The organism is Pedobacter sp. A2324 (assembly GCF_059693705.1).
Genome location: NZ_JCASSK010000001.1, coordinates 525,628 through 551,986, shown reverse-complemented (window position 1 = coordinate 551,986; position 26,359 = coordinate 525,628). Strand labels below are relative to the sequence as shown.

Genomic DNA, 26,359 nt, shown 5'->3' with positions numbered 1-26,359 from the left:
TTGTTTGCTTTCCTAACCAGCCTGGTTCAGAATGGCTGATCTAAAAGCAAACTTACTGGCACTTTCCCATCCACTTGGGGTAATTTTCAAACTAAAAGGGGTGAAAATCCTAAATCTCTCGTGAAAAATACATTTTAACCCTATTTTAGTAGGGATAACAAGACATCCAAACAACAAAACCACCATTCATGAATTGTAGATTACTAACCTGTCTGCTCTCTTCTTTTTTAATAATCTGCCTGCAAAGTGCTGCCCAACAAACGATATCGTTTGATCACCTTGGTGTGGAAAAAGGACTATCGCAAAGTTCTGTAATCTCCATCGCACAAGACCAGCAGGGTTTCATGTGGCTCGGCACCCGCCTTGGCTTAAACCGTTATGACGGTTATCGTTTTAAGGTATACCAGCACAATGAGAAAGAACCGACATCCATCTCCAATAATTACATTACAGCATTATATACAGACAGCAGGAAAACGCTTTGGGTAGGTACCATTTCAGGCCTCAACATTTATCATCCTGAAGACGATCATTTTGAACAGGTACTAAATGATTCAAAAAAAGCAAATACGTTGAAGGGCATCAGCATTAACTGCATCACGGAAGATAGAAAGGGTAATATCTGGATCGGCACACAAAGCGGTGTGTTCCTGTTTAAAAATGGCAATACGCTACACTTAGTGAGGTATTTTAACCCTTCACAACCTAAATCAGCAATTAATGCAAGGGCAATTAAAGAGGATCACCTTGGAAACATCTGGGTGGGTACAGCTAACGGGCTATTCTGCCTGGCACCCCAGGATCAGAAGTTCAGGATGGTCAGTTATATGGCTAACGGCAAAGCAGGGAGTATCAGTGATAATAACATCACTTCCATTCTCGAAGACCGTGCAAACCGGCTTTGGGTGGGTACACAAAGGAACGGCCTGAATCTGTGGAACAACAATAGCGCTACCTTTAGTATATTCAAACATTCAGCTGCTGATCCGCATTCGCTGGTTAACAATACCATCAGAAGTCTGGAACTGGATGATCAGGGCCGCCTGTGGGTGGGCACGCTCGACGGCATCAGTATTTTAAATCAGCAGGGTTCCTTTACTAATCTTCAATATGAGCCAGACAATAAAAGCAGTCTGAATCAAAACTCAATTTATAAGTTATACAAAGATAAAAACGGTTCGATGTGGGTGGGCACCTACTTCGGAGGCGTAAACATCAATTACCCTTATCACACCTCATTTAAAATATATCAGCGAAGCAATGCCAGATCAAGTATCAACAATAACGTGATCAGCGGTTTCGCCGAAGACAATCAGAAAAATCTCTGGATAGGAACCGAAGGTGGCGGATTAAACTTTTATAACCATATCAGCCGGCAGTATGTTGCCTTCCTGAGTACAGGGGCCGCAGGTGCATTGAGATCAAATCTGATCAAGAAGATATTCTACGACCGAAACGGCACGCTATGGGTGGGCACACATTCAGGTGGATTAAGTTGCTATAACTCTATAACGGCTTCCTTCACGCATTTTGACCTGGGCAGTGAAAAAGAAACAAATCTTCTTGATGAAATTGTATCTATTGCAGAAGATCAACAGGGACGACTTTGGGTGGCTACACAGCGGAACGGAATTAAAATATCCAATACCGCCAAAACTTCATTTTCAAATTACCCTTTACCTGCTGCGTTTCCAAAAGCTGCAAAGGTGAAATATATGATGATCAATGAACGGGTATATTTCGGAACTACCTATGGCCTCTTCATTCTGAATCCATTACGCAATGAATTTTACAGCATTAACGATCCGCAAACCAAAGAGCGGATCAATTTCTTCGTGAATTGTTTGCTCGAAACCAAAAACGGTGAAATCTTTATCGGCACCAATCATGCTGGCATGATAAAATATGACCAGCTACATAACCGCATCATCCGATATACTAGAAAAAGCGGCTTACCAAATGATGATGTTTTCGGACTGATGGAGGATGAAAAAGGCAATATCTGGATTGGCACCGCCAATGGCCTTTCTATGCTGGATCGGCCAAGCCAGAGCTTTAAAAACTACACCATCTCTGATGGCCTGCCTGGCAACGAATTCAACAGTAATGCCTTCTTTAGAAAAAGTGATGGTGAAATGTTGTTTGGTGGTTATAATGGCTTTGTAGGCTTTTATCCTGATAAAATTCAAACCAATAATCAGGCATCTGAAATGACTTTTACAGATCTGATCCTGGACAATCAACCGGTTAAAATAAACGGAGAAGACCTGCTGTTGGAGAAAAACATTGTTCAGACTAAAAAGCTGGTGTTAGGGAATGACCAAAACACTTTTACCCTCGACTTTGCCTTATTAAACTTTATTAAACCGGAAAAGAACCAGTATCTGTATAAACTGGAAGGCTTCGAGAAAAAGTGGAACCGCGGAAACATTCCTTCTGTTACCTATACTAATTTGCCTACCGGCAATTACCGATTTCTGGTTAAAGGAATTAACAACGACGGCATTTACAGCTCCAATATGCTCAACATGGACATCAGGATCAAACCTCCTTTTTACAGTACCTGGTGGGCTTACCTGTTTTATGTACTGTTAGCCGCCCTCATTGTTGCACTACTTTTACGCTACATTTTTCTGAGAGCCATATTGTTTAAAGAGAAAGAAATCAGCGCACACAAACTCGAGTTCTTCACCAACATCTCGCATGAAATCAGAACGCCTCTAACTTTAATTTTAGGCCCTCTCGACAAACTCATTGAAGAAACACGCGATCAGTGGCAGTGGAATAAGGAACTGCAGCCCATTAAAAATAATGCCGACCGCTTGATGCGCCTGGTAACGGAGCTTCTTGACTTCAGAAAAGCTGAAAGCGGCAAAATGCAGCTGGAAGTAAGTCCAGGGAATATTGTTCAGTTTACCAAGGAAATTTACCTTGCCTTCCGCGATCTCGCTGCCGAAAAAAAGATTGACTACAGGTTTGAAAGCGCAGAGAGCGACATTAAATTATATTTTGATCAGAAACAACTGGAGAAGGTTTTGTACAATCTCCTATCGAATGCAATTAAATTCGGTAATGAAAATGGCAAAGTGGTGGTAAGCCTGAAGCCGGAGAACGGAAGCGTAGCCATCAGCGTTTCTAACGAAGGCAAAGGCATTCCACTGGACCAGCAAACAAATTTATTTGATGCTTTTTACCAGGTAAATCCCGGATTGAATATTGGCACAGGAATAGGTTTGTCATTTTCTAAAACTATTGTTGAACTTCATCATGGTGAGATTAGCTTTGAGAGCACGCCTGAAACGATTGAAAAAACAGGCTTTACCCGCTTCACTGTAATGCTGAAAACAGGTAAGGATTTTTTCAAAGCAGAAGACCTCGTGGAAGATGACCGCGAATATGAAGCTTTATCGGGCTATAGCTTCTCCCCTGTTGCACTTAGCGAGGAAAATATTAATCCGGAAATTGTGCAGGACACGGCTTTCCAGGAGCGTTTCACCATACTGCTTGTTGAAGACAATCAGGACATCCGGTTCTTATTAAGAGCTATCTGAGTCAGGACTACGATGTGGTGATTTGTGAAAATGGTCTTCAAGGCTGGGAGTATGCCGTTGAGCAGATTCCTGATATCATCATCAGCGATGTGATGATGCCGGAAATGGATGGGCTTACTTTATGCAGCAAGCTGAAGACAGATGAGCGTACCAGCCATATTCCAATTGTATTGCTTACTGCGAGGTCGGCCTACGTACACCAGATCAACGGATTGGAAACTGGTGCAGATGTGTACATGACCAAACCATTTAATATACGCTTGCTTAAAGTTCACCTTCAAAACCTGTTGGCTACACGCGAGAAGATCAAGAGCAAATTTAGCAACGTCATGGTGCTTGAGCCTACACATGTTGTGATCAGAAAAGCTGATGAAGATTTTCTCAATAAACTGATCGCAACCATCGAAGAAAATATTGTTGAACAATTTGATGTTCCCTTCTTAGCAAAAAAGATGGGTATGAGCCAGCCGGTACTCTATAAAAAGCTTAGGGCCCTCACCGGAATCTCTGTTAACGATTTTATAAAGTCTATCCGGTTGAAACGTGCCGCACAGCTACTGGATTTGAGATCCGGCAGTATCACCGATATTGCCTATTCGGTAGGCTTTAACGATAGAAAGTATTTCAGCGTGGAGTTTAAAAAGTTTTTTGGCGTGAGCCCGCGGGAATACCAGAGCGGGATGAGGCAGTAAAGCGGCTCCTGATTTGAGCCTTAAGACTGGAGATATTAGATTTGAGAAGGTTTTGAATGTAATTACTAACGCCGGGGCAACGGATGCGTGCTCAGCGTTAGTAATTTATGTTTGAAGGATTATTTCAACGTTACTTTAAGTGTATATACGGGTATTTTGCTGACTTTTCTGAAGTTTGCAGGGAGGGTAACCGAAACTCCGGAATCAGTTGATTTCCAGGCGACTTTTTCTTTGCTTCCCAGTAATTCAACACCAGAAATAGATACACCTTTCAAACTTTTGATAGCGAATTGCTTTTTATCCCAGCTTCTCAATAATACATAAACATTTTTGTCTTTAGCGGTAAAAAATATATCCGGATCAAGCAGTTTTGGTGTTCCATCATAAACTGCATCAATCATTTTACCTTCGGCTTTAATGTTCCTGATTGCATTATTTTCCTTTTCATTTCCCTCTGCTGTGATTGTGTAAGGATGGGTACCCGTTATGGCCTGGCCATTAGTTTTCATCCAGTCACCTACCGAATCGAGTCTGGCAACAGCCCAATCGGGAAATATCCCTTTTCCTGTAGGCCCTACATTCAGTAGCAAATTTCCATTATTAGCCACCACATTAATTAAGTTGCGGACAAGTGTTTCAGAAGATTTCCAGGTACTGTCGTGCCTGTTGTATCCCCAGTTTTTTCCGATGGTTAAACAAGCTTCCCAGTATTTCTTAGCGGCAGTATTTAACTTCTGTTCAGAAATATCAAAATCGCCGAAACCGTTCGCAATCCGGTTATTTACCAGGCAATTCGGTTGCAGACTGGATATCAGACTACGCAGTTCAGCGCTTTCATTTTTACTGATGAGTTCAGGAGTATCAAACCACATTACACCGATTGGGCCATAATTAGTGAGTAGCTCCTTTATCTGAGGTTTCACCTTGCGCTCGAAATATCTGTTAAAAACTTTGGCATCTTCATCAGGAAAATCCCAGGTATTGCTCCTACCGGCTTTAACAGGCCAGTTAGTCGGTACATCCGGATCTTGCCAGTCTCTGCCCAAAGAATAATACAAGCACAATTTGATATCGTATTTCTTACAGGCTGCTGCCAGCTCAGCTAAGGGGTCGCGGTGAAATGGCGTTAACTTGTAAATATTGTAATCGCTTACTGCGGAATTGTACATCGCAAAACCATCGTGATGTTTTGTGGTGTATACGATGTATTTCATTCCGGCATCCTTTGCCTGTTTCACCCATTTATCGGCATTAAACTGGCTTGGATTGAATTTTTTTGCTATTGTCGCATAGGTTTTTACCGGTATACGCTCATACAACATAAAGTGTTCGCCGCCTTTGGAGACATGGCCGTTCCAGTCGCCGGCAGCTTCTGCGTATAGACCCCAATGTAAAAACAGGCCGAACTTGGCATCTTTAAACCAGGTCATATCCGGCCTAGCAGTCTGGGCAAAAGTAAATGCCCCGCATAAAAGGAGAAGTACAAAAATGGAAGTTGTTTTTTTCATGTAGTGATTAGAAATTGGTTTATATGTTTATAATTCAGGCACTGTGTAAATACCTCTTGTTTGTTACGGAATTGTAGTCACTTTTAGAGATGAAACTGCATCATTAATTCCACTGGAACTTAAGCAGGCAGCATCTGCGGTGAAAGTTACGGCTGTTCCGCCATAGTTATCACTGGTGTACAGAACGGCTTGCATCCCTGGGGGTACTTTAATAGCCGAGGCATCATCATTTACGCCCCCATTGGCAACCAGTGCTGACAATAAAAAATTACCGGAGCCAAAGCTGGCTTTCCACCCGCTGTAGTCGCAGCCCTGGTAAAGCTGAACATTGCCATCGCCTGCAAGATATCTGCGGTTTTTAAGCCAAAGAATACGTGCTGTGGTAGCGCCTGTACTCGCTGCATCGCCAGATGAAATGTTGATATTTGCGGCGGTAAAATATTTATCCTGACGAATATCTGCCAGATAAAAATACTCATGTTTTAATGAGGAAAAGCCCGCGGCGAGATTAATCCCTGTAGTTCCGTTTACGCGCCCGGCATAACTACCATCTGCATTCTGGTTTTTAAGTACTATATCGAAAAGGGTATTTGCCATTTTAGTGACGGTGAGCAACGGTATGTTGTAACGGCCACTATTGTAAGCCATCCACAATCCTTCGGCATCGTAGGCAAAATGGTTACAATCTTCCAAAGATGCACTTGTAAGCGAATACATCCATCTCCAGCAGGCACTCCCCTGGGCTGAGGTAACTGATGTTAAGTTTGAAATAAACCAGTTGATATTGGCCTGTACAATCGCATCGTATTGAGTGATCCTGGAAGCCTCATTATTTAATAATACGTGGCACTGTACCAGCCTGATCATCACATCAGTCACCATCACCAGTTGATTCCATGGCGCAGGGCCGTTGGCCATATAGGTATTTGGTGCACCTGGAAAATAGAGTAACTTATCAGAAGTTCGGACAAAACGTGGAATTATCCAGTTATCGATCACATAATTACATTCAGTGATGTATTTCAATGCCCTGGCTTTGTAGGTTGCGCCATAGCCCTTTGAATCTCCGATTCCCACATTAGTATTCCATATCGCCGGATGTTCAAGAATTAGTTTTGCGCAATAGGCCATGTGGGCTAGTACCCTCCCCTGCTCAATACCTGCTTGTGCAATAACCGTATCTTTAGCCGATGATGGCCAGATGGGATCGATGTTTCCTGTCCACGTGGTTTTTTGTCCTCCGTTGGCCGCAGTGGCTTTATCATTTCGGGTCGATAAAATTCCATCGCAGAAATAAATCATCCTATCCAGTATGGCCACGTCACCAGTGGCTTCATACATATTTCCACAGGCTTCTACATTTGAACTCGGACCACCAAAAACCCAGATGTTATTTCCTCCATATGAATTTACATTCTGCGTATTGATATACGTTTTGAAACCGGCAATCTCATTGGCAGTGATTGCTCCGTTCAGGCTTTCAATCGTTAGTCCGTTTGACGCAAGCAATATCGGATCACCAGCGGTAGCGCTTATGGCCTGAGGTTTTAAATCTTCAACCGTTTCAGGTGCTGTTTTTTGACAGGCATAAATCACACAGCCGCAGATGGCCATGGTGATTAAAATGATTGATTTTTTCATAGTTGTTTTTTCCTGGTTGTGTGTTTATCCTAAATTCATTTAACTAAGTTAGTATGGTTTAAAATGATGCAGGGGTGAAAATTCCGTTTAAAAAGGGGGAGATATCCTACAAAATTGGTAAAAATCCGGTTTTAGGATTTTATGATATAGTTCCCGAGGTCCACACCGTCATCGCGGAGCATATTGACCGTTAGATAATTAGCATCAGCGTGGAGCTGAATCAGCGTACGCTTACCGTCTTCAGGTCCCCCACCAATAATCAGCGGATAGCCGTGCTGATCATCCGGCGGATGTATACCGTAGGTATGCGTGTGCCCAGAAAGCACAATATCGACTTTGTATTTTTCGAACAGCGGGTGAAACAGTTTCCGCACATGCGTGGTTCCATGTTTTTCGTCGGAATTAAAATGCGGAATGTGCATCAATACCACACGGTATCTGGCCTGTTTGAAGGCCTTGCTCTTCATCACCGATTCGGCTGATTTGGCCTGTTCTATTCTATAATCATCAAAATCAACCACACCGGCATATTCATTATGTGTATCAACCTTGTCTTCACCCGTATCAATTACCATAAACTGCACTGGCCCCCAGTTGAAGGTAAAATAAAACTGATTGTTTTGGGTTAGGAAATAACGGTCGAACTGCCGGGCATAGCGCCCCCTGGTTTCGTGGTTTCCACGCACGAACATAAAAGGCTTTGTGGAGCCCAGCGATTGTAAAACCGGGTTGATGAAGTGATCAATGATCTGCGGTTCGTTATGCACAAAGGTGAAAATATCACCATTGAAAAAAGTGAAATCAAATGGTTTATTTTTATTAAGGCTGATCAGATGTGGGATAGATTCAGGCCGGTCGTGCGTATCGTTCAGGATCAGCATCGAAACTTCCTTTGCATGCTCATCAGGCGCAGTAAAAGAAAACACCTGGCTTTCAATTGTAATGCCGTATTTTGGATAAGAGCTAAAGCTGCTGATCTCTTTGGAGCAAACCTTATAATAATAAGTTTTACCCGGTTTAAGATTTTTCAGTATGATTGAATTTACGGTATTATCGGCCTCTATAAATCCGAGTTTAGTCTGTGGAGTAGCGATGTTATTCAAATTTTTATCTTCCCCAAAAGCCACCCAGCTCTTCCCGGGTTTATTGGTTATCCATCGAATAATGATTTCATTTGGGGAAAAGCATTGTAAATAGGGTTGCGTAAGGAAGTGGTAATCCCCATCAGTGTGATTGGTTAAGGATTGACTGGATTTGACCTGAGAAAATGCAGGTATTGTGGTACCTAGAAATCCTGCCAAGCCAAGGTTGGATAACTTTTTTAGGAAACTTCTGCGCGGGGGTTTCTGATTACTCATATTGTTGCTGATTTGTCACTAGCAAATTTATCTGGAGCGCTTCAATCCAATGGGAGAAAATCCTAAGTAATTAGGGTGATAAATGGTTAAATGATATAAAACTTCATCAGGATATATTCTGTGGGCCTGGGCTAGGTATGAAGGCATATTCAAGGCATAATTCACCTTAAATACAGTATAACTTGTCCGTGTTTCGTACGTGTCTTGAACGTGTCTCGAACGTGTCTGCTACGTGTTTTGATGTTCCTGCCACGTTTCACCTCAGCTTCAGGCATGTCTTTGAAACGTACCGGTTATATGTCGTGGTGCCTTTGTGGTCGAAGGAATACAGGAGAAAACCCTTGCCTGGCAGAAATACATGTGTGATCTTACAAAGCTATCTTCAGCAATTTTCCCCCTAAATAGTTAGAATATTAGCCCTATTTGCTCAAGGTCCGTATCTAAATTTAGATTATTCAACACTGATAAAAGTGGAGAATAACCGATAAATCAAAAAACAAAAAAATGAAAACTAAAATGATGATTGTATCGCTGGCACTAGGCTTGGCAGGATCCTCCCAAATGAATGCGGCGAAAGCGGCCGGCAAAGTAATCAATACTATGGAAAATGCAGTGCCAAAGGCAAGCGTTACCGGAGTGGATGTAAAACCATACCAGGAAACAAACCCGGGGAAGGATACAAAACCAGAGGAACCCAAAGTAACGGTATTCCAGGGCTGCAGTAACGGCGGCTGGTCTGCATCCTTTGGCGTAGGCAAGTATACTTTAGCTGAACTGGTTAAAGCAGGTGTAACTAAAAACCAGATATCGTCTGTAACTGTGCCTGATGGCCTTAAGGTAACGCTTTACAAAAGCGAAGATTTAACTGGTGAATCAACTGTGCTTACATCGAGCAAAAAATGTCTGGTTGACATTGGTTTCAATGACAATGTTTCTTCTATCAATGTTTCGAAAAAGTAACAGGAAACAGGCACGACTGCTTAAGCAGTTGTGCTTGTATCATTTTTACCATAACTAAAAAGCTAATCATGAAAAAAACAAATCTAATCCTGCTACTTGCAATACTTATTCTTGCATGTAAAAATGATGTTGAAAAATCTGGTTTAAGCCAGGAAAATTTAGTCGAAACCACTGCTAAAGATGCTTCGGTGTCTGCAGCTGCTGTAGTGGAAACCGTTTATGACACTCGAACGATTGACTTTACACGGACAAATGGAGGATACCCCCTCAACTACTGGAACACTGATTTTGGAAATGATAACGCAGCATACAGTGGTTCATCTTCATTAAATACTGATGAAGTCAGTCGGTTGTATACCGAATCCAATACTTTGAGGGTAAAATTACTGGCGAATAAAATCGGGGATGATGGTGGAATGTGGTCAAATGCTACAATCGGAAGAAGCACAACACGAAAAATATTGCAGTATGACGTGAAATTTGGTTATGTAACCGTACCGTTTGTGTGGAGTTGGGGTGGTAAAATCCCAGGTTTGGGTGGCGGCACAACTTACACAGGATGTGTAATTACAACAGATGGTAACGGGTGGTCATCAAGGGTAATGTGGAATACAGATGATGCCGGCACACCGTATTTGATGCCATACGTTTATTACGTAGATAAGCCTGCCACCTGTGGTGATAATTTTGGTGCAAAATATTTTGGAGGCGACGGCACGGGTTTAAAAAGCGGGAAGTGGTACAGAGTTAGAATGGAAGTTACGCTCAATACCTCTACAAATGCCAATGGAATATTAAAAATTACAGTAAGCGAAAACAATAGCGGAACATGGTCATCACCGCAAACCCTGATTAACAAAACAAATATTCGTTATGCGACTACAGCTGCTGGACGCGAAATTGACGAATTCATAACAGGGGTTTATCGGGGTGGATCGACATTGAGTTGGGCGGCTCCGGTTGACGACTTTATATTTTTAGATAATGTCTCCTGGTCAAATTAATTCAAAATGTATCATTGCAATCCTCAGGTCTAAAACGCTTTGGTTACTTAATATCTGCTAAAATACGATTCAATCACACCTGAAAAATAAAAATAAACTGTGCATTCAGTGTGAGTCTGCACAGTTTATTATTTCGTGGATTTCCTGAAAACATTATCCAGCTCCCGATAATATCTAATTTCCCGAAATCAATAGTTTATGACCGATTGACCTCAGGTTAACAATTGAAATGGCACTGTCGCCGGAGAGCTTGCGTTTTAGTTTAGAAACGCAAACATCCATGCTTCTGGCCGTATAATAATCCAATCTTCCCCAAATCAAACCGAGTGATTTTTCCCTCGGCAAAACATCATTTTTATGTAGCAGTAGCATTTCGAGCAAGGCTGTTTCTTTTAAAGTCAGGTGATAATTATCTACGGGAGTTGATAATTGCTGATCGCCAACGCTTAACCTGCTGTTTCCAAAGTTGAATGCGGCTTCACTGGTATGCCACAGGCGCTTGTGACCGTCATTCAGGTAGTGAAGCAATTTTGGCATAAATTCATCGAGATCGAGCGTTTTTTTGATATAGCCCGTACCACGAATGCCCAGTTCAAACAATACGGTTCTACTTGGTGGTATAGTTCCCCAAAAAAGCAAAATAACATCAGGATATTTCCTGCGTATGCTGCCAGCTACGTAATAAGGATTATGGTCAGGGACATCCATATCCAGGATACACCATTTTGCTTTCAGGTTTTCCCCGCTGTTTAATAAATCGTCTGATCGTTGAAAAGCAACAACGGGAAGTTTCCGGTCAAGCATTCCTTTAAGGATGGTTTCACGCACTACCCCCTCCCGTTCTAAAAAAAGTATATTTTCCATGGTTATATGTTCTGCCCAGGCTATTCCTTCTGAGTAAGCCGTGGAAAAATACCAACCAGATGGAAGTTTATTTTACATATGCGACACAGCGCAGAAATTCTGCGACCAAACACGGGGAATTTTCGACAACAGCACTACACACCTATTTGATCTTCACTGCTTTTCTACGCTCTCTATTGAGGCCAGTCTGGGAGCGCAGATTGCTGGGGCAACCATTCGTACGCCTGTCCCTTAGGTTTCAAATGTCCTAATCCCGGCCAAGGCAAATGGTAGGAAAACACAAGGGGTTTCGCTGCAGCTAAATCACTCAGTACTTTTTTACGGGATGCGATGGCCAGTTCAAAATCAGTATCACCTTCAAAACCCCATTCCGGATGTTCGATGACCAGTGCTGCTGAATGCACCAGATCGGCCAGGTGAAAAAGCCGGTCGCTACCAGCATACACCTCCAAAATACAGTGCCCTGGTGTATGCCCCGGGGCGAGATGAACCCTTATACAGCCGAAAAGTTCATCACCATCTCCGACCAGATGTAATCGGGATTTTGCCGCAGTAATATTCTTTTTGGCCACTAAAACCACCATACGCTTCAATTCTTCATCTTTAATTTTACTTTTTGAAAAATCCTGTTTGTCTGCCATCCAGAAGTCGTGTTCGATTTGGGATAAATAAATCTCCGCATTCGGAAACACCATTTTGCCAGAATCATTGGTTAATCCACCTATATGATCGGGATGCGCATGGCTGATGACTACATCCGTAATATCGGAAGCCTTGATGCCTGCCTTTTCAAGATTGGGGACCAGCCACCCTGAATTTTCACCAAAACTGGTTCCGCAGCCGCTGTCGATCATGATCAACCGGTTTCCTGACTTGATGAGCAGGATATTTATACCGAGGTCTACCATTTTTTTCGAAGCAAAATGAGCTTCAAGCGCCTGATTAACTTTTTTAGCGTCAATTCCGGGAGCGAAGTTGGGTTGAACCGGGGTCATCGGAATGTGACCATCCGTAACCAGTGTAATTTCAAGCTTGCCAAGCTTAAATCGGCTGTAACCCCTGATCTCCTGCTTTGTTTCAGACATGGCATAAATTACTTTGGTATTAGCCATTGCCACTAAAGCGAGTAGCGCAGATTGTTTTATTGCAGTTCTTCTGTCCATCTTTTTTTCTTTCAAAACTAGCATATTGGTATATTTGCATCAAGTATGTACTTTTTTGTAACCTACATACCTTTTGTAATCTATTGCTGATTATCAGCACATTAATTTTTGTCTGTCATGAAAAATGAACATGTTAAAGCCTATTGTGCAGTTGATTTTGCTTTTCAACGCATTGGTGGCAAATACCGTGGAAGGATATTATGGTATCTGAATGAGCACAAGGTTTTACGATATGGGGAGCTTAAACGTTTATTGAAAGGCATTACCACTAAAATGCTGACCCAAACCTTAAGGGAACTGGAACAGGACGGATTGGTTTTCAGAGAGGTATACCTGGAAGTACCGCCTAAAGTAGAGTATTCTTTGCAACCTGCCGGCACAGCGCTTATTCCGATCATTGATCAGTTGAGGCAATGGGCAGACCACCAGATACTTGAACTGCCGATAGCGGGAGCGGCTACGGAATGCTGATATTTTCTTAAATTGCCTTACACTTCTCTGAAAGCCAGCTTTGTTCTTCTGCATTTAAAAACGGACTTAACTGGCGGTACACTTCCTGATGGTATTCATTGAGCCAGCTGATTTGTTTTTCGTTGAGCAGGCTTCTTACAATACAGGAGGTATCAATATGTGCAAGGGTAAGGGTTTCAAAGCTTAGGAATTCGCCAAAATCAGTGGTGTGGTCTTCAATAGTCAGGATCAGGTTTTCAATTCTAACCCCATGTTTTCCCGCACGGTAAATCCCGGGTTCCATAGAGGTTAACGTGCCGGCTTCAAGGGCAACCGGGACATTTGAGGGCCCGATATTCTGTGGGCCTTCATGAACGTTGAGAAAGTAACCTACCCCATGCCCTGTACCATGCCCGTAGTTGATGCCATGCTCCCACATTTGTTTACGGCAAATGCCATCAATCTGGTATCCGCGGGTGCCTCTGGGAAACTTAGCCATCGAACCGGAGATCATCGCGGAAAGCACCAGCGTATAATCCATCATTTCTTCTTCGGTTAATGCACCAAGGGGTACTGTCCGCGTAATGTCTGTTGTACCGTGAAAGTAATGACCGCCCGAATCTAGCAGATACAGACCTTCAGGTTTAAGTTTTATTTCATCCCGTTGATCTGGCGAATAGTGTGGCATCGCGGCGTTAGGGCCATATGCAGAAATAGGTGCAAAACTTGGCCCGGCATAGGTTTCCTGTGCTGCACGGTAGGCCGTTATTTTTTCAGCGGCCTTCCACTCCGTTACTTCACCTGAACCTGCATTTTCTTCCAGCCATTTGAAAAAACGCGTGATCGCTATCCCGTCCTTAATCATTGATAAGCGGATGTTTGCGACTTCAACCTCGTTTTTTATTGATTTTAATGGTGCGATTAAACTATCGCCAAATTTGAGTTTGACCTGCCCGGGAAGTATATGTTGAACCTGGTGGCTGGTTTTCTTCGGATCAATCAGGACTTCGGAAGTAATAGGTAGTGATGCCAGATGACCTTCAAAATCATCATAAGGATAAATAAAAATTCCCTGTGCCTGAAGGAAGGTTAAATCCTGCTCATTTAATTTCCCTTCCGCAAGGTATAATTTGACTTCAGCGGTTGTGACAATGGCAAAACCGACTACAACCGGGTTGAAATTAACATCCGATCCACGCAGGTTAAACAGCCAGGCGATTTCATCAAGAGCAGAAAGGATTAAAGTATTTGCTTTCTCCTGCTTCATTTTATTCCTCAGCTGATGTAGCTTTTCGGAAAACGACATTCCGCATGCGGTTTCATCCAGCAAAAACGCTTGTTTCGAAGGCATTGCTGGCCGTTCAGTCCAGATCTCAGAAACAAAATCGACACTTTTCAATACCACCTTTTTTTCTGAAAGGCCTTCTTCTATCTGTGCAACCAGTGAAACAGGAAGCAAGCGGAAATCAAAAGCTACTGTAGCGCCCTGTGCAAGCGAGCCGTTTAGCCATTCAATATATTCGGGTTGATACTGCACCTTCAGCTTAACCAGTTCAAAGCCTGTGTTATTTGTTTCTTTTTCGGCCTGCTGAAAATACCTGAAATCTGTCCACAAGCCAGCAAAATCGTGTGTGACTACCACCGTGCCCATAGAACCCGTGAACCCACACATAAACCGGAGTTGTTTGTAAAACTCAGGCACATATTCACTGAGGTGAGGATCGGCTGAAGGAATAATACAGGCATCTACCTGATGCTTTTGCATTAATTTTCTGAGCTGGGAAAGGTTTTCCTGATGATTCATGTTTGATACGCGGTGTTGACCTGTTGTTTTCAAAACTACAAAAAGGAAGAGAAACTTGATACTCAATTCTTGCTACTTTATTCGTAATTTTGCGCCAATGATTTTTTACAAAACTGACGAACAAGTAGAACTGATGCGAATCAGTGCACTTTTGGTGAGCGAAACGCTGGCCGAAATCGCGAAGATATTACGTCCCGGCCTGGCCACAATTGAAATAGACAAACTGGCGAATGAATTCATTTTGGATCATGGTGCCGTACCTTCATTTTATAATTATAGTGGATTTCCTCACCACATCATCACTTCTGTTAATGACGTAGTGGTTCACGGCTTTCCGGGTAAAGAAATTTTAAAAGATGGTGATATCATTTCTGTAGACGTTGGTGTAATTAAAAATGAATACCATGGCGACCATGCCTATACTTTTGTAATTGGCGATGCAAGCGAGGAAATTCTGGATTTAGTTAAAACAACTAAAGAGTCGCTATTTGTAGGAATAGCTGAAGCTGTTGTTGGTAAAAGACTAGGTGATATTGGTTTCGCCATTCAGAATCACAATGAAAAAAAGGGTTATGGTGTGGTGCGGGATTTTGTTGGCCACGGATTGGGAAAAAGTATGCACGAGGATCCTCAGGTGCCTAACTATGGAAAACGCGGATCGGGTTTAATGCTAAAGGAAAACCTTGTGCTAGCCATCGAGCCCATGATTAACCTCGGCAAGAAAGAGGTATACATTGAGAAAGACGGATGGACGGTGAGAACGAAAGACGGAAAGCCTTCTGTTCATTTTGAGCATGATGTATGCGTTAAAAAAGGTAAGGCATTGATCCTGTCAGACTATGCTCCTATTGAGGCCGCAGAAAAGAACAACAGCAATTTGAAGTTTATTGGATAACAGGCATTCGCTATACTCATTTCGAAATAAAAAAGGAAGTCCCGCTCAAATACGAGCAGGACTTTTTTCCTTATGGTCATCATAACAAAATCATCAGTAACGGGGCTACTTCATTTCTTTCAGATAGAACGTGAGCACCCCTCCCGCAGTAAGTTCTTTGTGCGAAATCTGACTACCCGCGAGGGTTTTCCCGTTCAAGGTTATCTTAGCGATATACAGTGCATAATGGTTGTCTTAAATAATTAGTTGTTTTTGAACCCAACCAGTCTGACCAAATTGGACCGCAATGAATAACCACAGTGTTATAATCCAAGGTGATCTCAAGCAAGGAACATTATTTCTAAGAGTAAAATTTTAAATAATATGTCCATTATCTATGTGTATGCCTAGCGTAAATCTGAATCTAAGGATTTGTTTTTAATTTTGTTCAATTTCTTTTAGGTTGTCCATTTTCTTGTAAGCCAGGAACCCCTTGATGTCTTCAAAGTGTTCGCGAACCCGCTTGTTGCCAAATTCAAATACTTTCTGTACCAAACCGTCAAGGAAGTCCCTGTCGTGGGATACCAGAATTAAGGTGCCATCGAAATCCTTCAGGGCATCTTTGATGATGTCTTTGGTTTTCATGTCCAGATGGTTGGTGGGCTCATCGAGGATCAAAACATTAACCGGTTCAAGCAATAATTTAATCATGGCTAAACGCGTTTTTTCTCCTCCTGAAAGCACTTTAACTTTTTTAGTGGTATCATCACCACTAAACATGAAAGCGCCAAGAAGATCTTTTATTTTGATAGTATTGTCGCTTAACGGAATCTGATCAATGGTTTCGAATACGGTCAGGTTTTCATCTAGTAAAGCAGCCTGATTCTGGGCAAAGTAACCGATCTTGGCATTATGCCCTACTTTTAAACTTCCTTCAAAGTCAATTTCGTTCATAATGGCTTTAATCATGGTTGATTTACCTTCGCCGTTTTTACCTACAAAAGCAACCTTCTCCCCTCTCTCAATAACCATAGATGCTTTTTGAAATACGGTATGATCGCCATAAGTTTTGGTCAGCTCTTCTACCATTACCGGATACTGCCCGGAGCGCGGTGAAGGAGGAAACTTCAATCGCAATGCCGAAGTATCTACTTCATCAATTTCGATAACCTCGAGTTTCTCGAGCATCTTTACGCGCGACTGTACCTGGAGGGTTTTGGAATAGGTACCCCTGAAACGATCGATAAACTCCTGGTTATCGGCAATGAACCGTTGCTGCTCTTCGTAAGCTTTGAGCTGGTGTATACGGCGTTCAGCCCGCAGCTGCAAATAATGGGTATACTTCGCTTTATAATCGTAAATCCGGCCCATGGTGACTTCAATAGTCCGGTTGGTAATGTTATCAACAAAGGCACGATCGTGTGAAATTACCATTACTGCTTTTGCTGAATTGACCAGAAAATCTTCCAGCCATTGAATACTTTCGATATCCATGTGGTTAGTAGGCTCATCCAGTAAGATTAAATCAGGTTTTTTCAACAGGATTTTTGCCAGCTCGATACGCATGCGCCATCCACCTGAAAATTCAGAAGTTTGGCGGGTAAAGTCTTTACGTTCGAAACCCAGGCCTTTCAGCACTTTTTCAACTTCAGCATCGTAATTGGTTTCTTCGATCGAGTAAAATGTTTCACTCAGCTCTGATACCCGTTCGATGAGCTTCATGTAATCATCGCTTTCATAATCAGTACGGATAGTAAGCTGCTCATTTAATTCGTCGAGCTCTTTCTGCATCTGGTTAACCTCTTCAAAAGCCTTCATGGCTTCTTCGAAAACGGTAGCCTTATCGTGAGTAAGCAAATGTTGTGGCAAATAGGCTATCACTGCATCTTTGGGACCAGTTACATTTCCTGAAGTTGGCTTGGCTACATCCGCAATAATTTTAAGGATGGTAGATTTTCCCGCACCGTTCTTACCCATCAGGGCTATCTTATCATTCTCGTTAATCGAAAAGGTTACATCGCTGAAGAGCGTGGTTCCGCCGAATGAAACGGAGATGTTGTTTACATTAATCACTGTCTTGAAATATTGAATTTAGGGCAAAGATAAGGGAAAGTATTTAAGTGCAGGGTATTGTATTCCGAGTATTTAGCTATGCTTTTTCGGCATGCTATCTGGATTAGTCCAAACATATTGTTGGAGGTGGGCATCAAGATGATCGATACTACCCGGATACATGAAAGAAATTAGCGGTTTAATTGAACATTTATCGAAATTAAACAGGAAAGTGTAAAATCATGATTTAGTTTTTGTCCAGCGGCAGCTTTAACTTACTTTCGGAAAAAATCAGATTCATGAGTTCTCTTTCCATTTTTCGCAAAGTTGCTGTTGCAGAAGGCATTTCTTATTTGCTGCTGTTATTTATTGCCATGCCGATAAAATACATTTTCCATTATAAAGAGGTAGTTAAATATACCGGCTGGCTTCATGGGATTTTGTTTATTGCCTATATCGCTTGCCTGGTGATGGCCTGGCAGGAGCAGAAATGGAAATTTGGTAAAGCCATTTTGATTTTTCTGGCTTCATTACTTCCGTTTGCGCCATTTGTAGTGGATAGGAAGTTAAAAGACGAGCGGCCGGAAAATGCAAACAACACTCCTTAAATCAGTTACGAACTATTTGAAAATATTTTTTGCTTTTTCATTTTCGTTATCTACATTTGCAACCCCGTCCAACACATGCCCGGATGGCGGAATTGGTAGACGCGCTGGTCTCAAACACCTGTGGGAAACCGTGCCGGTTCGACTCCGGCTCCGGGTACGAATTAAAGCCTTAGAGAAATCTAAGGCTTTTTTATTTATAAAAAATATTCATCTTATAAGTATCCTGCTGATTTGGAATTAGCGTGGAAGTTTCTCCCGGATACGATCAATATATTTTTGACGATAGAAATTATCTTTAATGGCGGGAAATAATGTTTCCGAAGCTTCCGGATTTTCATCGAACTGATCTGTAAGTCCCTTCATTTCCGCAGCAAGATCGCGCTCAATGTCTTCAACAGCTTTACTTACTTCTTTTAGTTTTTCAGCATCAGGTTCAAACTGCAAATCCATTAGCGCCTCGTTAACGTCCATCATTTCCATTAAAAACGATTGCGGCAACTGATAACCTTCATCTGGTTCTACGATTCCCTTAAGCGTTAATACATACCTTAAACGCTTTTTTTTATTGCTTAAGGTTTGATAAGCTTTATTATTCAGTGTGGAAAGGGCCAGTACTTCATCTTGCTTATCCTTACTTTCGTTTGCATAAAAATCAGGGTGGTATAACTTGCTTAAGGCGTAGAATTTGGTTTTGATTGCCGCCTGATCAGGATTAAATGATATTGGTAATTCGTAGAATTCGAAATAATCAGGCTGGTTTGTTTGTTCGCTCATGATATTATAAATTAAAAAAGCCGCAGATGCACAGGTTAACGATTAACCTCTGCATCTGCGGCAATATTATCAAATTGGTTTTACTTACCGAAAGATTTTAAAATATCATTACCAAAAGCAAACACCATTAAACAAATCAGGATCACAAAGCCCACAATTTGAGCGCGCTCCAGTACTTTTTCGCTCACTGGTTTGCGTTGAATCATCTCGATGAGCAGGAACACGACGTGTCCCCCGTCCAAACCTGGGATAGGCAATAAGTTCATAAAAGCTAATGCCATTGAAATTAATCCGGTTAAAGTCCAGAATTTAACCCAGTCGAAGTTGCTGCCATAAGCCTTGGCAATACCTACCGGACTGCTGATGTTACGTGCACTCAATTTACCGGTAATCATTTTGCCAATACCCTTGGCATTATCCAGGAAGGTGCTCCAGGCCATGTTGGCACCAATAGGAAGTGATTCGGCAAATCCGTAATCGATATGGGCACTCTCCGGCATTTTAAAGTTAGGGCCAACACCGATCGTTCCATCGGTATTCACGATTGGATTAAAGGTGATTTCCTTCCCTTTACGTAAAGCTACGATCGTTACCTTTTTATTTTTATTAGCTGAAACCTCATCTTTAAACTGATCAAAGAATGTGACAGGCTTGCCGTTAACGGTCAAAATACTATCCCCAGGTTTGATACCCGCACTATAGGCCGGATATAATGGCTTCTCGAACTTCCGTCCGAATAATTTATCTAAAATTTTACCGATAAAAGATTGCTCATCCACAGACGGATCGGGTACTACAACTTTTTCTATGCTTTGCATCCGGTACCTGGGCGCAATAAAGTTATCTTTTTCGTTTTTAGAGATTTTGTTTAAGATGGTATCAGGTACGGAAACATAAAGGGTTTGGTTGCCACGCAAAATAGTCAGCTGGGCACCATCAAACAAAACTTTGCTAGAAATAGCATCTTCGAAACGGATCAGTTTATTTCCGTTTATCGCTAAAATCCTATCCCCGTTTTTCAATCCAATCTCTTTACCAATGTTTCCTACAGAAATACCATCAGTCAGTTTACCATTAACGGTGTAGTTCTGTCCGTATTTGAAAGTAAGCATCCAGAAGATGATGACCCCTACAATAACGTTAACGATAATACCGCCAAGCATCACGATTAAACGTTGCCATGCTGGTTTTGAGCGAAATTCCCAGGACTGAGCAGGCTGAGCCATTTGCTCAGTATCCATACTTTCATCGATCATTCCGGCAATTTTCACATAGCCACCCAATGGTAACCATCCCACACCATATTCAACATCGCCTCTTTTAAAGCTAAAAAGTTTAAAACCCCAGGCATCAAAAAACAAATAAAATTTTTCTACTTTAATACCAAATGCCCTGGCTGCCAGAAAATGTCCTAATTCGTGTAAGATAACCAATAAAGACAATCCAAGCAGCAGCTGCCCCGCCATAATCAATCCATTCATATTCTATTCTAATATTTTTATGTTAGATGTTAAACTATACTTTTTGTTACCAATTCGCCGGCTAAGATACGGCTATGTTTGTCAGTTTCTAAATAATCGTCTAATTGCGGGTGTTCTATGAATTTGATTTCATCCATACACCGTTCAATTACATCGCTCATTTGCAGGAAACCTATTTTGTCTTTCAAAAATGATTCTACTACTACCTCATTCGCTGCGTTTAAAATACAGGGCATATTGCCGCCTTTTCGCAAAGAACTGAATGCTAAATCCAGGTTTTTAAAGGTTTGCATATCGGCCTGCTGAAAGCTTAAGTTTGGATAATCCAGAAAATTAAAACGTTTAAAATCGTTTTTTAGCCTGTCGGGATAATTCAGTGCGTACTGAATAGGCAATTTCATATCGGGCACACCCATTTGCGCTTTCATCGATCCGTCTGTAAACTGTACAATTGAGTGGATGATAGACTGCGGGTGAACAATTACGTCGATCTGATCTACATCGAGATTAAAAAGCCATTTAGCTTCAATGACTTCCAGGCCTTTATTCATCAAAGAGGCAGAGTCGATGGTAATTTTAGCCCCCATTACCCAGTTAGGGTGTTTTAAAGCCTGCTCTTTTTTTACTGTGGAGAGAAATTCCCGGCTTTTGCCCAGAAACGGGCCGCCGGATGCGGTCAGGTAAATTTTTTCGATCTCGTTTTGCGTTTCACCCACCAGGCATTGAAAAATAGCAGAGTGTTCAGAATCGACAGGAAGAATCTTTACCTGATATTCGGCAGCCAGGCGGGTAATGTATTCGCCTGCTACCACCAAGGTTTCCTTATTGGCCAGTGCAATATCTTTTCCTGCTTTGATTGCTGCAATGGTTGGTTTTAAGCCAACCGATCCCATCAGGGCAGTGAGCACAATGTCGCTATCAGGATAGGCCGCAACCTCTGTCAACGCCTGCTCACCAGCTAATACTTTAATCGCCAAGGGCGAGAGGGATTCTTTTACATAAGCATACTGGCTTTCATCGCAGATGACAACAACCTCAGGTTTGAATGCTCTGGCTTGTTGTATCAATAACTCGGAATTTTTTAAGGCCGATAACACAGACACTTTAAAAATGTCGGGGTTATCGCGCACAACCTCGAGCGCCTGGGTACCTATACTGCCGGTAGAGCCGAGAATGGTTATATTTTTATGTTGTTTTGTCAATGTTTTCTTTTGATTCTCTATTTAAATCATATACGGTTCAAGGCCATCGGCCAGTTTCCGGTCGTTACTCAATCTTGGCACTTTATTCTGCCCGCCTAATTTCCCTTCGCTTTTCATATAGTTTACGAAAGCATCTTTTTGCAGCAACCGGATCACAAGAGGCTGAAGGATGTTTCCCTCAATGAGGTCAAAGTAATAAATATTTTTCTTCTGCAAAGCCTGATCTACCTTTTTGCTGAAAGTTGCCATATCTTTGGGTGCCGAAGAAAACTCCACAAACCATTCGTGGTAAGGCAACTCACCTGCCTTAGGGTTTACCTGTGGCGCAACCGTAAACTCGGTAATTTCTACCTGCTCTTCATTGGCCACACTCAGCAGGGCATGTTCTACTTCTTCGCCGATAACATGTTCACCAAATGCCGAAATAAAGTGCTTGATCCTGCCGGTTACTACAATTTTATAAGGATTTTTAGAAACAAATTTAACGGTATCGCCAATACTGTATCCCCACAAACCTGCATTTGTATTCAATATAAGTGCATAATTGATATCTAATTCAATCTCGGCCAAAGATAAACGGGTTGGATTTTCATTGTAATATTCATCAGCAGGGATAAATTCGTAAAAAATGCCGGCATCTGCTAAAAGAAGCAAGCCCTTTTCCTTTTGCGAATCCTGGTAAGCAATGAAACCCTCGGATGCAGGATAGGTTTCTATGGAATCAATTTTCTTCCCGATACTCTGTTCTATTTTTGCTCTGTAGGGTTCAAAGTTTACGCCCCCATAGATAAACAGGCTAAAATTCCTGAAGATCGATGCAATCTTCGCACCTCCGCTTTTCTCCGAAAGCTTATCGAAATACATCTGCACCCATGGTGGAATACCAGAAATGAGGGTCATATCTTCATCGATCGTTTCCTCAACAATGGCATCAACCTTTTGCTCCCAGTCTTCGATAATATTAGTTGGGTTGGATGGCAAACGGTTTTTCTGCAAATAAGCGGGAACATGGTGTGCAACAATTCCAGATAAGCGGCCAATATTGATCCCGTGTTTCACGGTCAATACCGGGCTCCCCTGCAGGAAAATCATCTTACCGTTTACAAAATCAGCCTTTCCGGTTTCATGAATATAGGTTAAAATGGCATTTCTTGCAGCCTTAATGTGCTCGGGCATCGACTCCCTGGAAAGTGGGATGTACTTTACGCCGGAAGTTGTTCCTGATGTTTTGGCAAAGTACAGGGGTTTACCTTTCCACAATACGTCGGCCTCACCGGCCACAACCCTGTCTACGTAAGGCTTCAAACCTTCATAATCCTGAACGGGCACCTGTTTCTTAAAATCTGTGTAGCTTTTTATTTCTCCGAAATGGTGGTCTTTTCCGAAAGCTGTATTTCTTGCCTCTGCGATGAGTTGCTGAAGTATTTTGTGTTGAGCACCAACAGCATTTTTTTTCCATTTATTAATCTTCCAAACAGCAAATGCTGCAAAAGGCTTACTTAATGCCGCTTTTAACCCCATACTTTAAGATTTGTTGATTGAATGGTGAATGACCGTGATTCTAAACGATGTTATGCAAAATATCCGGATGCTCATCACCTTTATATTCGCCTGCAATTTTGCGATAGGCAACCGTTAAAGCAACACTGGACAAAGGAACAATGATAAATGAGCTTAAAATATTGACGATGAACGCTACAAACGGCCAGTGTAGCAGGTTAAACAGTAAGTAAATCAAATAGCCTCCACCCAGAACCAACAACAGCAATAAAATTTTGGTAAAGTTACCTTTAGTAATTGCTAAACTTAATTTGATGGATTCGAAAGGGGCAGCATTTTTATCGATAATAAAAAATGGAAAAAAAGAAATTCTCAGCCAGGTAATAAATAAGGCCAGAATTGCAATCCCCACTGCCACCTGAGTAATGATGACGCCTGTTTCCCTGAAGCTGCTTACCCAGCCAATTTGGACCAGATACCTCAAAACCGGATCTAAGACATATAACACCGGAAACAAAATCAGGCCAATGAATAAAATACAGCCAATGAAATATAGCGTTGCAATTAAGAATCTTATAATCTGTTGTCTGGTTGGCAAGGTATCAACAATTTTAACATCATGCTCCTCATCATCCATCAGGTGAAAAATGTATTTAAACAAAGAAAGATTAATGGTGAAATACAAAAACACGAAAACAATTGCCATTACAAAACTGAGTGCCTTGCTTACGTCTTTAATAAAAAAGGCCATTAAACTGGATGCACTGGCTGTAATGAACATTAAAAAGCATAGGGTAGCAATAGAAAAATAATGTTTTCTGGTGATGCTCCATGCCTTCTGAATGACATCGTTAACGGCGAATGTACTTTCTTTTAAATAATTAATCATTGTTGTTTGAATACCACTCTTTTAAATAAATCCTGTATAAATCCTAAACCATAGGCACTTAATTGGATGAAGGAAGATATAATGCTCAAAAATGCAACTTTTAAAGATTTATTTACAGACCATGCGTGAAAAAATATCAACATAAAGTAAACCAACAGAAAGAAATTGCAAACATAGGCTAGTGGCGGATAAATAAAGTTACACAATATGGTAAATCCAAGGCCCAGGGTAAACATTGCAGGGAAAAAATGGACCAGTTTTAACTCTTTGGGGAAATGTTTATAAATATTAATTCTTGCCCTGCCGAAGAAATGCAGTTGTTTATAAAACTGACTAAAGCTTGTGCGTCTTTTATGATAAACCTTCGCATTTGGTATTAATCCAATTTTGAAACCATTTTCGTGAATACGGATGCTGTACTCGATATCTTCACCCAAGCGGGTAAGGATAAAGCCTCCTACTTTTTCGTAAGCCTGACGGGAAATCCCCATATTGAAACTCCGCGGATGAAACTGGCCTACATGTTTTTTGTTGCCACGAATTCCGCCGGTAGTAAATGGTGATGTCATCGCGTAGCTAATGGCTTTCTGTACAGGCGTAAAGCTATCATGCGCCGCATCGGGACCGCCGTAAGCATCTAAATGATGTTCGAAGAGGTAGTTTTTAACAATCTCCAGATAATCCGGCGGCACGAGAATATCAGAGTCGAAAATGATGAAGTAGTCTCCGGTTGCCCTTTCGAAGGCATAATTCCGTGCAAAACCCTGACCAGCATTTTCTTTGAAATAGTATTTAATATCGAGCTTATCCTGATAGGACTCAACAATTTCCTTCGCATCAAGTTTAGAGCCATCTTCAATAACCAGAACCTCAAACTGCAAATAGGTTTGTTTGGTAAGGGTATATAAAAGCTCGTCTATTTCCTGCGGACGATTGTAAAGCGGTATGATGATGGAGAAAAACATTTTATTTTAGTTCCTTTTCTATCAGGTATTGGTTTCTTTCTGGTGCATTACGGGATAAAAGTTCGGCAATAAATCCGGCAAGAAACATTTGGGAGCCAACTACAATAGCCACTAATGATAAATAAAATAAGGGTTGCTGGGTGACATCGCGATAAGCCAGGCCTTGCCAGATCAGGATTTTCTTTTCTATTAAAATATAAAGCGACATGATAATGCCGATAAAGAAACTCAAAACGCCCAGTGAGCCAAAAAAATGCATCGGGCGTTTTCCAAATTTACCTACAAAGAAAATGGACAGCAGATCTAAAAAGCCATTAATAAAACGGCTGAAACCAAACTTAGTGGTACCATATTTACGGGCACGATGCTCTACAACCTGCTCTGCAATTTTACTAAAGCCTGCCCATTTTGCTATAACCGGAATATAACGGTGCATTTCGCCATATACCTCAATGGTTTTAACCACATCGCAGCGGTACGCTTTTAAACCACAGTTAAAGTCATTCAGCTCTATGCCGCTCATTTTACGGGTTGCAGCATTGAACAGTTTAGTAGGTATTGTTTTAGTGATCGGATCGTAGCGTTTCTTTTTCCAACCTGAAACTAAATCCAGTTTTTCATCTTTAATTCTTCTGTACAGTTCGGGGATTTCATCAGGACTATCCTGCAGATCGGCGTCCATGGTAATCACTACGTCGCCCTGGGTCGCCTCGAAGCCTACATTTAAGGCTGCAGATTTACCATAGTTTCTTCTGAATTTGATTCCTTTAATTGCAGGATTGTTTGCCCGAAGCGCTTCGATAACATCCCATGATTTATCCGTGCTACCATCATCAACCAAAATAACTTCATAAGTAAAGCTATTTTCAACCATTACTTTATCGATCCATGCCGTTAATTCAGGTAAAGATTCGTCTTCGTTAAACAAAGGTACTACAACTGATATATCCATTTATGAGTATCAAGATTCGAGCATCTGGTATCAGAACCTAAGTCCTGTCAGCAAAACTCTTTTAAAA

General features: G+C 41.6%; 21 protein-coding genes and 1 tRNA gene. 8 read left to right on the top strand and 14 right to left on the bottom strand.

What is annotated here, in order from left to right; translation table 11 throughout:
* Window positions 1-188 precede the first annotated feature (188 nt).
* Both AC570I_RS02505 and AC570I_RS02500 read left to right on the top strand, forming a co-directional pair.
* A complete protein-coding gene (locus AC570I_RS02505) occupies window positions 189-3,551 on the top strand; it encodes a ligand-binding sensor domain-containing protein (protein WP_497404129.1) in 3,363 nt (1,120 codons plus the stop codon).
* 17 nt (window positions 3,552-3,568) lie between these two features.
* A complete protein-coding gene (locus AC570I_RS02500) occupies window positions 3,569-4,243 on the top strand; it encodes a response regulator transcription factor (RefSeq protein ID WP_497404127.1) in 675 nt (224 codons plus the stop codon).
* 119 nt (window positions 4,244-4,362) lie between these two features.
* On the opposite strand, the gene AC570I_RS02495 is transcribed toward AC570I_RS02500, so the two are convergent.
* From AC570I_RS02495 to AC570I_RS02485, 3 genes are all read right to left on the bottom strand, one after another.
* The gene (locus tag AC570I_RS02495; protein WP_497404125.1) at window positions 4,363-5,751 is read right to left on the bottom strand and encodes an alpha-L-fucosidase; all 1,389 of its coding nucleotides are present in this window, start codon (window positions 5,749-5,751) and stop codon (window positions 4,363-4,365) included.
* A gap of 63 nt (window positions 5,752-5,814) precedes the next feature.
* The gene (locus AC570I_RS02490; RefSeq protein WP_497404123.1) at window positions 5,815-7,392 is read right to left on the bottom strand and encodes a beta/gamma crystallin family protein; all 1,578 of its coding nucleotides are present in this window, start codon (window positions 7,390-7,392) and stop codon (window positions 5,815-5,817) included.
* A gap of 131 nt (window positions 7,393-7,523) precedes the next feature.
* Window positions 7,524-8,750, bottom strand: a complete 1,227-nt coding sequence (locus AC570I_RS02485) for a purple acid phosphatase family protein (protein ID WP_497404121.1) — start codon at window positions 8,748-8,750, stop codon at window positions 7,524-7,526.
* Between the two features lie 504 nt (window positions 8,751-9,254).
* On the opposite strand from AC570I_RS02485, the gene AC570I_RS02480 reads away from it, so the two are divergent.
* Window positions 9,255-9,710 carry a beta/gamma crystallin family protein gene (locus AC570I_RS02480; protein ID WP_497404119.1) on the top strand — a complete coding sequence of 152 codons (456 nt, stop codon included), beginning with the start codon at window positions 9,255-9,257 and terminating at the stop codon, window positions 9,708-9,710.
* Between the two features lie 68 nt (window positions 9,711-9,778).
* Window positions 9,779-10,714, top strand: a complete 936-nt coding sequence (locus AC570I_RS02475; protein WP_497404117.1) for a polysaccharide lyase — start codon at window positions 9,779-9,781, stop codon at window positions 10,712-10,714.
* Between the two features lie 174 nt (window positions 10,715-10,888).
* Here AC570I_RS02475 and AC570I_RS02470 read toward each other — a convergent pair whose 3' ends face one another.
* Complete coding sequence (locus AC570I_RS02470; RefSeq protein ID WP_497404115.1) at window positions 10,889-11,578, bottom strand: winged helix-turn-helix domain-containing protein; 690 nt, start codon at window positions 11,576-11,578, stop codon at window positions 10,889-10,891.
* Between the two features lie 173 nt (window positions 11,579-11,751).
* Window positions 11,752-12,756 (bottom strand): MBL fold metallo-hydrolase, encoded by a 1,005-nt coding sequence (locus tag AC570I_RS02465; protein WP_497404113.1) that lies wholly within the window; start codon window positions 12,754-12,756, stop codon window positions 11,752-11,754.
* A 102-nt stretch (window positions 12,757-12,858) separates the two neighbouring features.
* On the opposite strand from AC570I_RS02465, the gene AC570I_RS02460 reads away from it, so the two are divergent.
* Window positions 12,859-13,212 carry a winged helix-turn-helix transcriptional regulator gene (locus tag AC570I_RS02460; protein WP_316798103.1) on the top strand — a complete coding sequence of 118 codons (354 nt, stop codon included), beginning with the start codon at window positions 12,859-12,861 and terminating at the stop codon, window positions 13,210-13,212.
* 7 nt (window positions 13,213-13,219) lie between these two features.
* On the opposite strand, the gene AC570I_RS02455 is transcribed toward AC570I_RS02460, so the two are convergent.
* Window positions 13,220-14,995, bottom strand: a complete 1,776-nt coding sequence (locus AC570I_RS02455; protein ID WP_497404111.1) for an aminopeptidase P family protein — start codon at window positions 14,993-14,995, stop codon at window positions 13,220-13,222.
* Between the two features lie 97 nt (window positions 14,996-15,092).
* On the opposite strand from AC570I_RS02455, the gene map reads away from it, so the two are divergent.
* Window positions 15,093-15,890 carry a type I methionyl aminopeptidase gene (gene map / locus AC570I_RS02450; RefSeq protein ID WP_497404109.1) on the top strand — a complete coding sequence of 266 codons (798 nt, stop codon included), beginning with the start codon at window positions 15,093-15,095 and terminating at the stop codon, window positions 15,888-15,890.
* Window positions 15,891-16,307: 417 nt separating this feature from the next.
* Here map and AC570I_RS02445 read toward each other — a convergent pair whose 3' ends face one another.
* A complete protein-coding gene (locus AC570I_RS02445) occupies window positions 16,308-17,942 on the bottom strand; it encodes an ABC-F family ATP-binding cassette domain-containing protein (RefSeq protein WP_047797547.1) in 1,635 nt (544 codons plus the stop codon).
* A gap of 278 nt (window positions 17,943-18,220) precedes the next feature.
* Here AC570I_RS02445 and AC570I_RS02440 point away from each other — a divergent pair, with 278 nt between their 5' ends.
* Window positions 18,221-18,529, top strand: coding sequence for a DUF3817 domain-containing protein (locus AC570I_RS02440; protein WP_497404106.1), 309 nt, complete (start codon window positions 18,221-18,223; stop codon window positions 18,527-18,529).
* A gap of 77 nt (window positions 18,530-18,606) precedes the next feature.
* A tRNA-Leu gene (locus tag AC570I_RS02435) sits at window positions 18,607-18,686 on the top strand.
* A gap of 80 nt (window positions 18,687-18,766) precedes the next feature.
* Here AC570I_RS02435 and AC570I_RS02430 read toward each other — a convergent pair.
* The 7 genes from AC570I_RS02430 to AC570I_RS02400 all read right to left on the bottom strand — a co-directional run bounded on the left by AC570I_RS02430 (window position 18,767) and on the right by AC570I_RS02400 (window position 26,292).
* Window positions 18,767-19,303: an iron-sulfur cluster co-chaperone HscB C-terminal domain-containing protein gene (locus tag AC570I_RS02430; RefSeq protein WP_497404104.1), complete on the bottom strand. Its 537-nt coding sequence runs from the start codon at window positions 19,301-19,303 to the stop codon at window positions 18,767-18,769.
* Between the two features lie 80 nt (window positions 19,304-19,383).
* The gene (gene rseP / locus AC570I_RS02425; RefSeq protein WP_497404100.1) at window positions 19,384-20,784 is read right to left on the bottom strand and encodes an RIP metalloprotease RseP; all 1,401 of its coding nucleotides are present in this window, start codon (window positions 20,782-20,784) and stop codon (window positions 19,384-19,386) included.
* Between the two features lie 29 nt (window positions 20,785-20,813).
* Window positions 20,814-21,986, bottom strand: coding sequence for a 1-deoxy-D-xylulose-5-phosphate reductoisomerase (locus tag AC570I_RS02420; protein ID WP_497404096.1), 1,173 nt, complete (start codon window positions 21,984-21,986; stop codon window positions 20,814-20,816).
* 21 nt (window positions 21,987-22,007) lie between these two features.
* Window positions 22,008-23,507 (bottom strand): GH3 auxin-responsive promoter family protein, encoded by a 1,500-nt coding sequence (locus AC570I_RS02415; RefSeq protein WP_497404094.1) that lies wholly within the window; start codon window positions 23,505-23,507, stop codon window positions 22,008-22,010.
* Window positions 23,508-23,547: 40 nt separating this feature from the next.
* Window positions 23,548-24,375, bottom strand: coding sequence for a hypothetical protein (locus AC570I_RS02410; RefSeq protein ID WP_497404092.1), 828 nt, complete (start codon window positions 24,373-24,375; stop codon window positions 23,548-23,550).
* The gene (locus AC570I_RS02405; RefSeq protein WP_497404090.1) at window positions 24,372-25,340 is read right to left on the bottom strand and encodes a glycosyltransferase family 2 protein; all 969 of its coding nucleotides are present in this window, start codon (window positions 25,338-25,340) and stop codon (window positions 24,372-24,374) included. The genes AC570I_RS02410 and AC570I_RS02405 overlap by 4 nt, the downstream gene beginning before the upstream one ends.
* A 1-nt stretch (window position 25,341) precedes the next feature.
* Window positions 25,342-26,292, bottom strand: a complete 951-nt coding sequence (locus AC570I_RS02400; RefSeq protein ID WP_047797554.1) for a glycosyltransferase family 2 protein — start codon at window positions 26,290-26,292, stop codon at window positions 25,342-25,344.
* Between the last annotated feature and the right edge of the window lie 67 nt (window positions 26,293-26,359).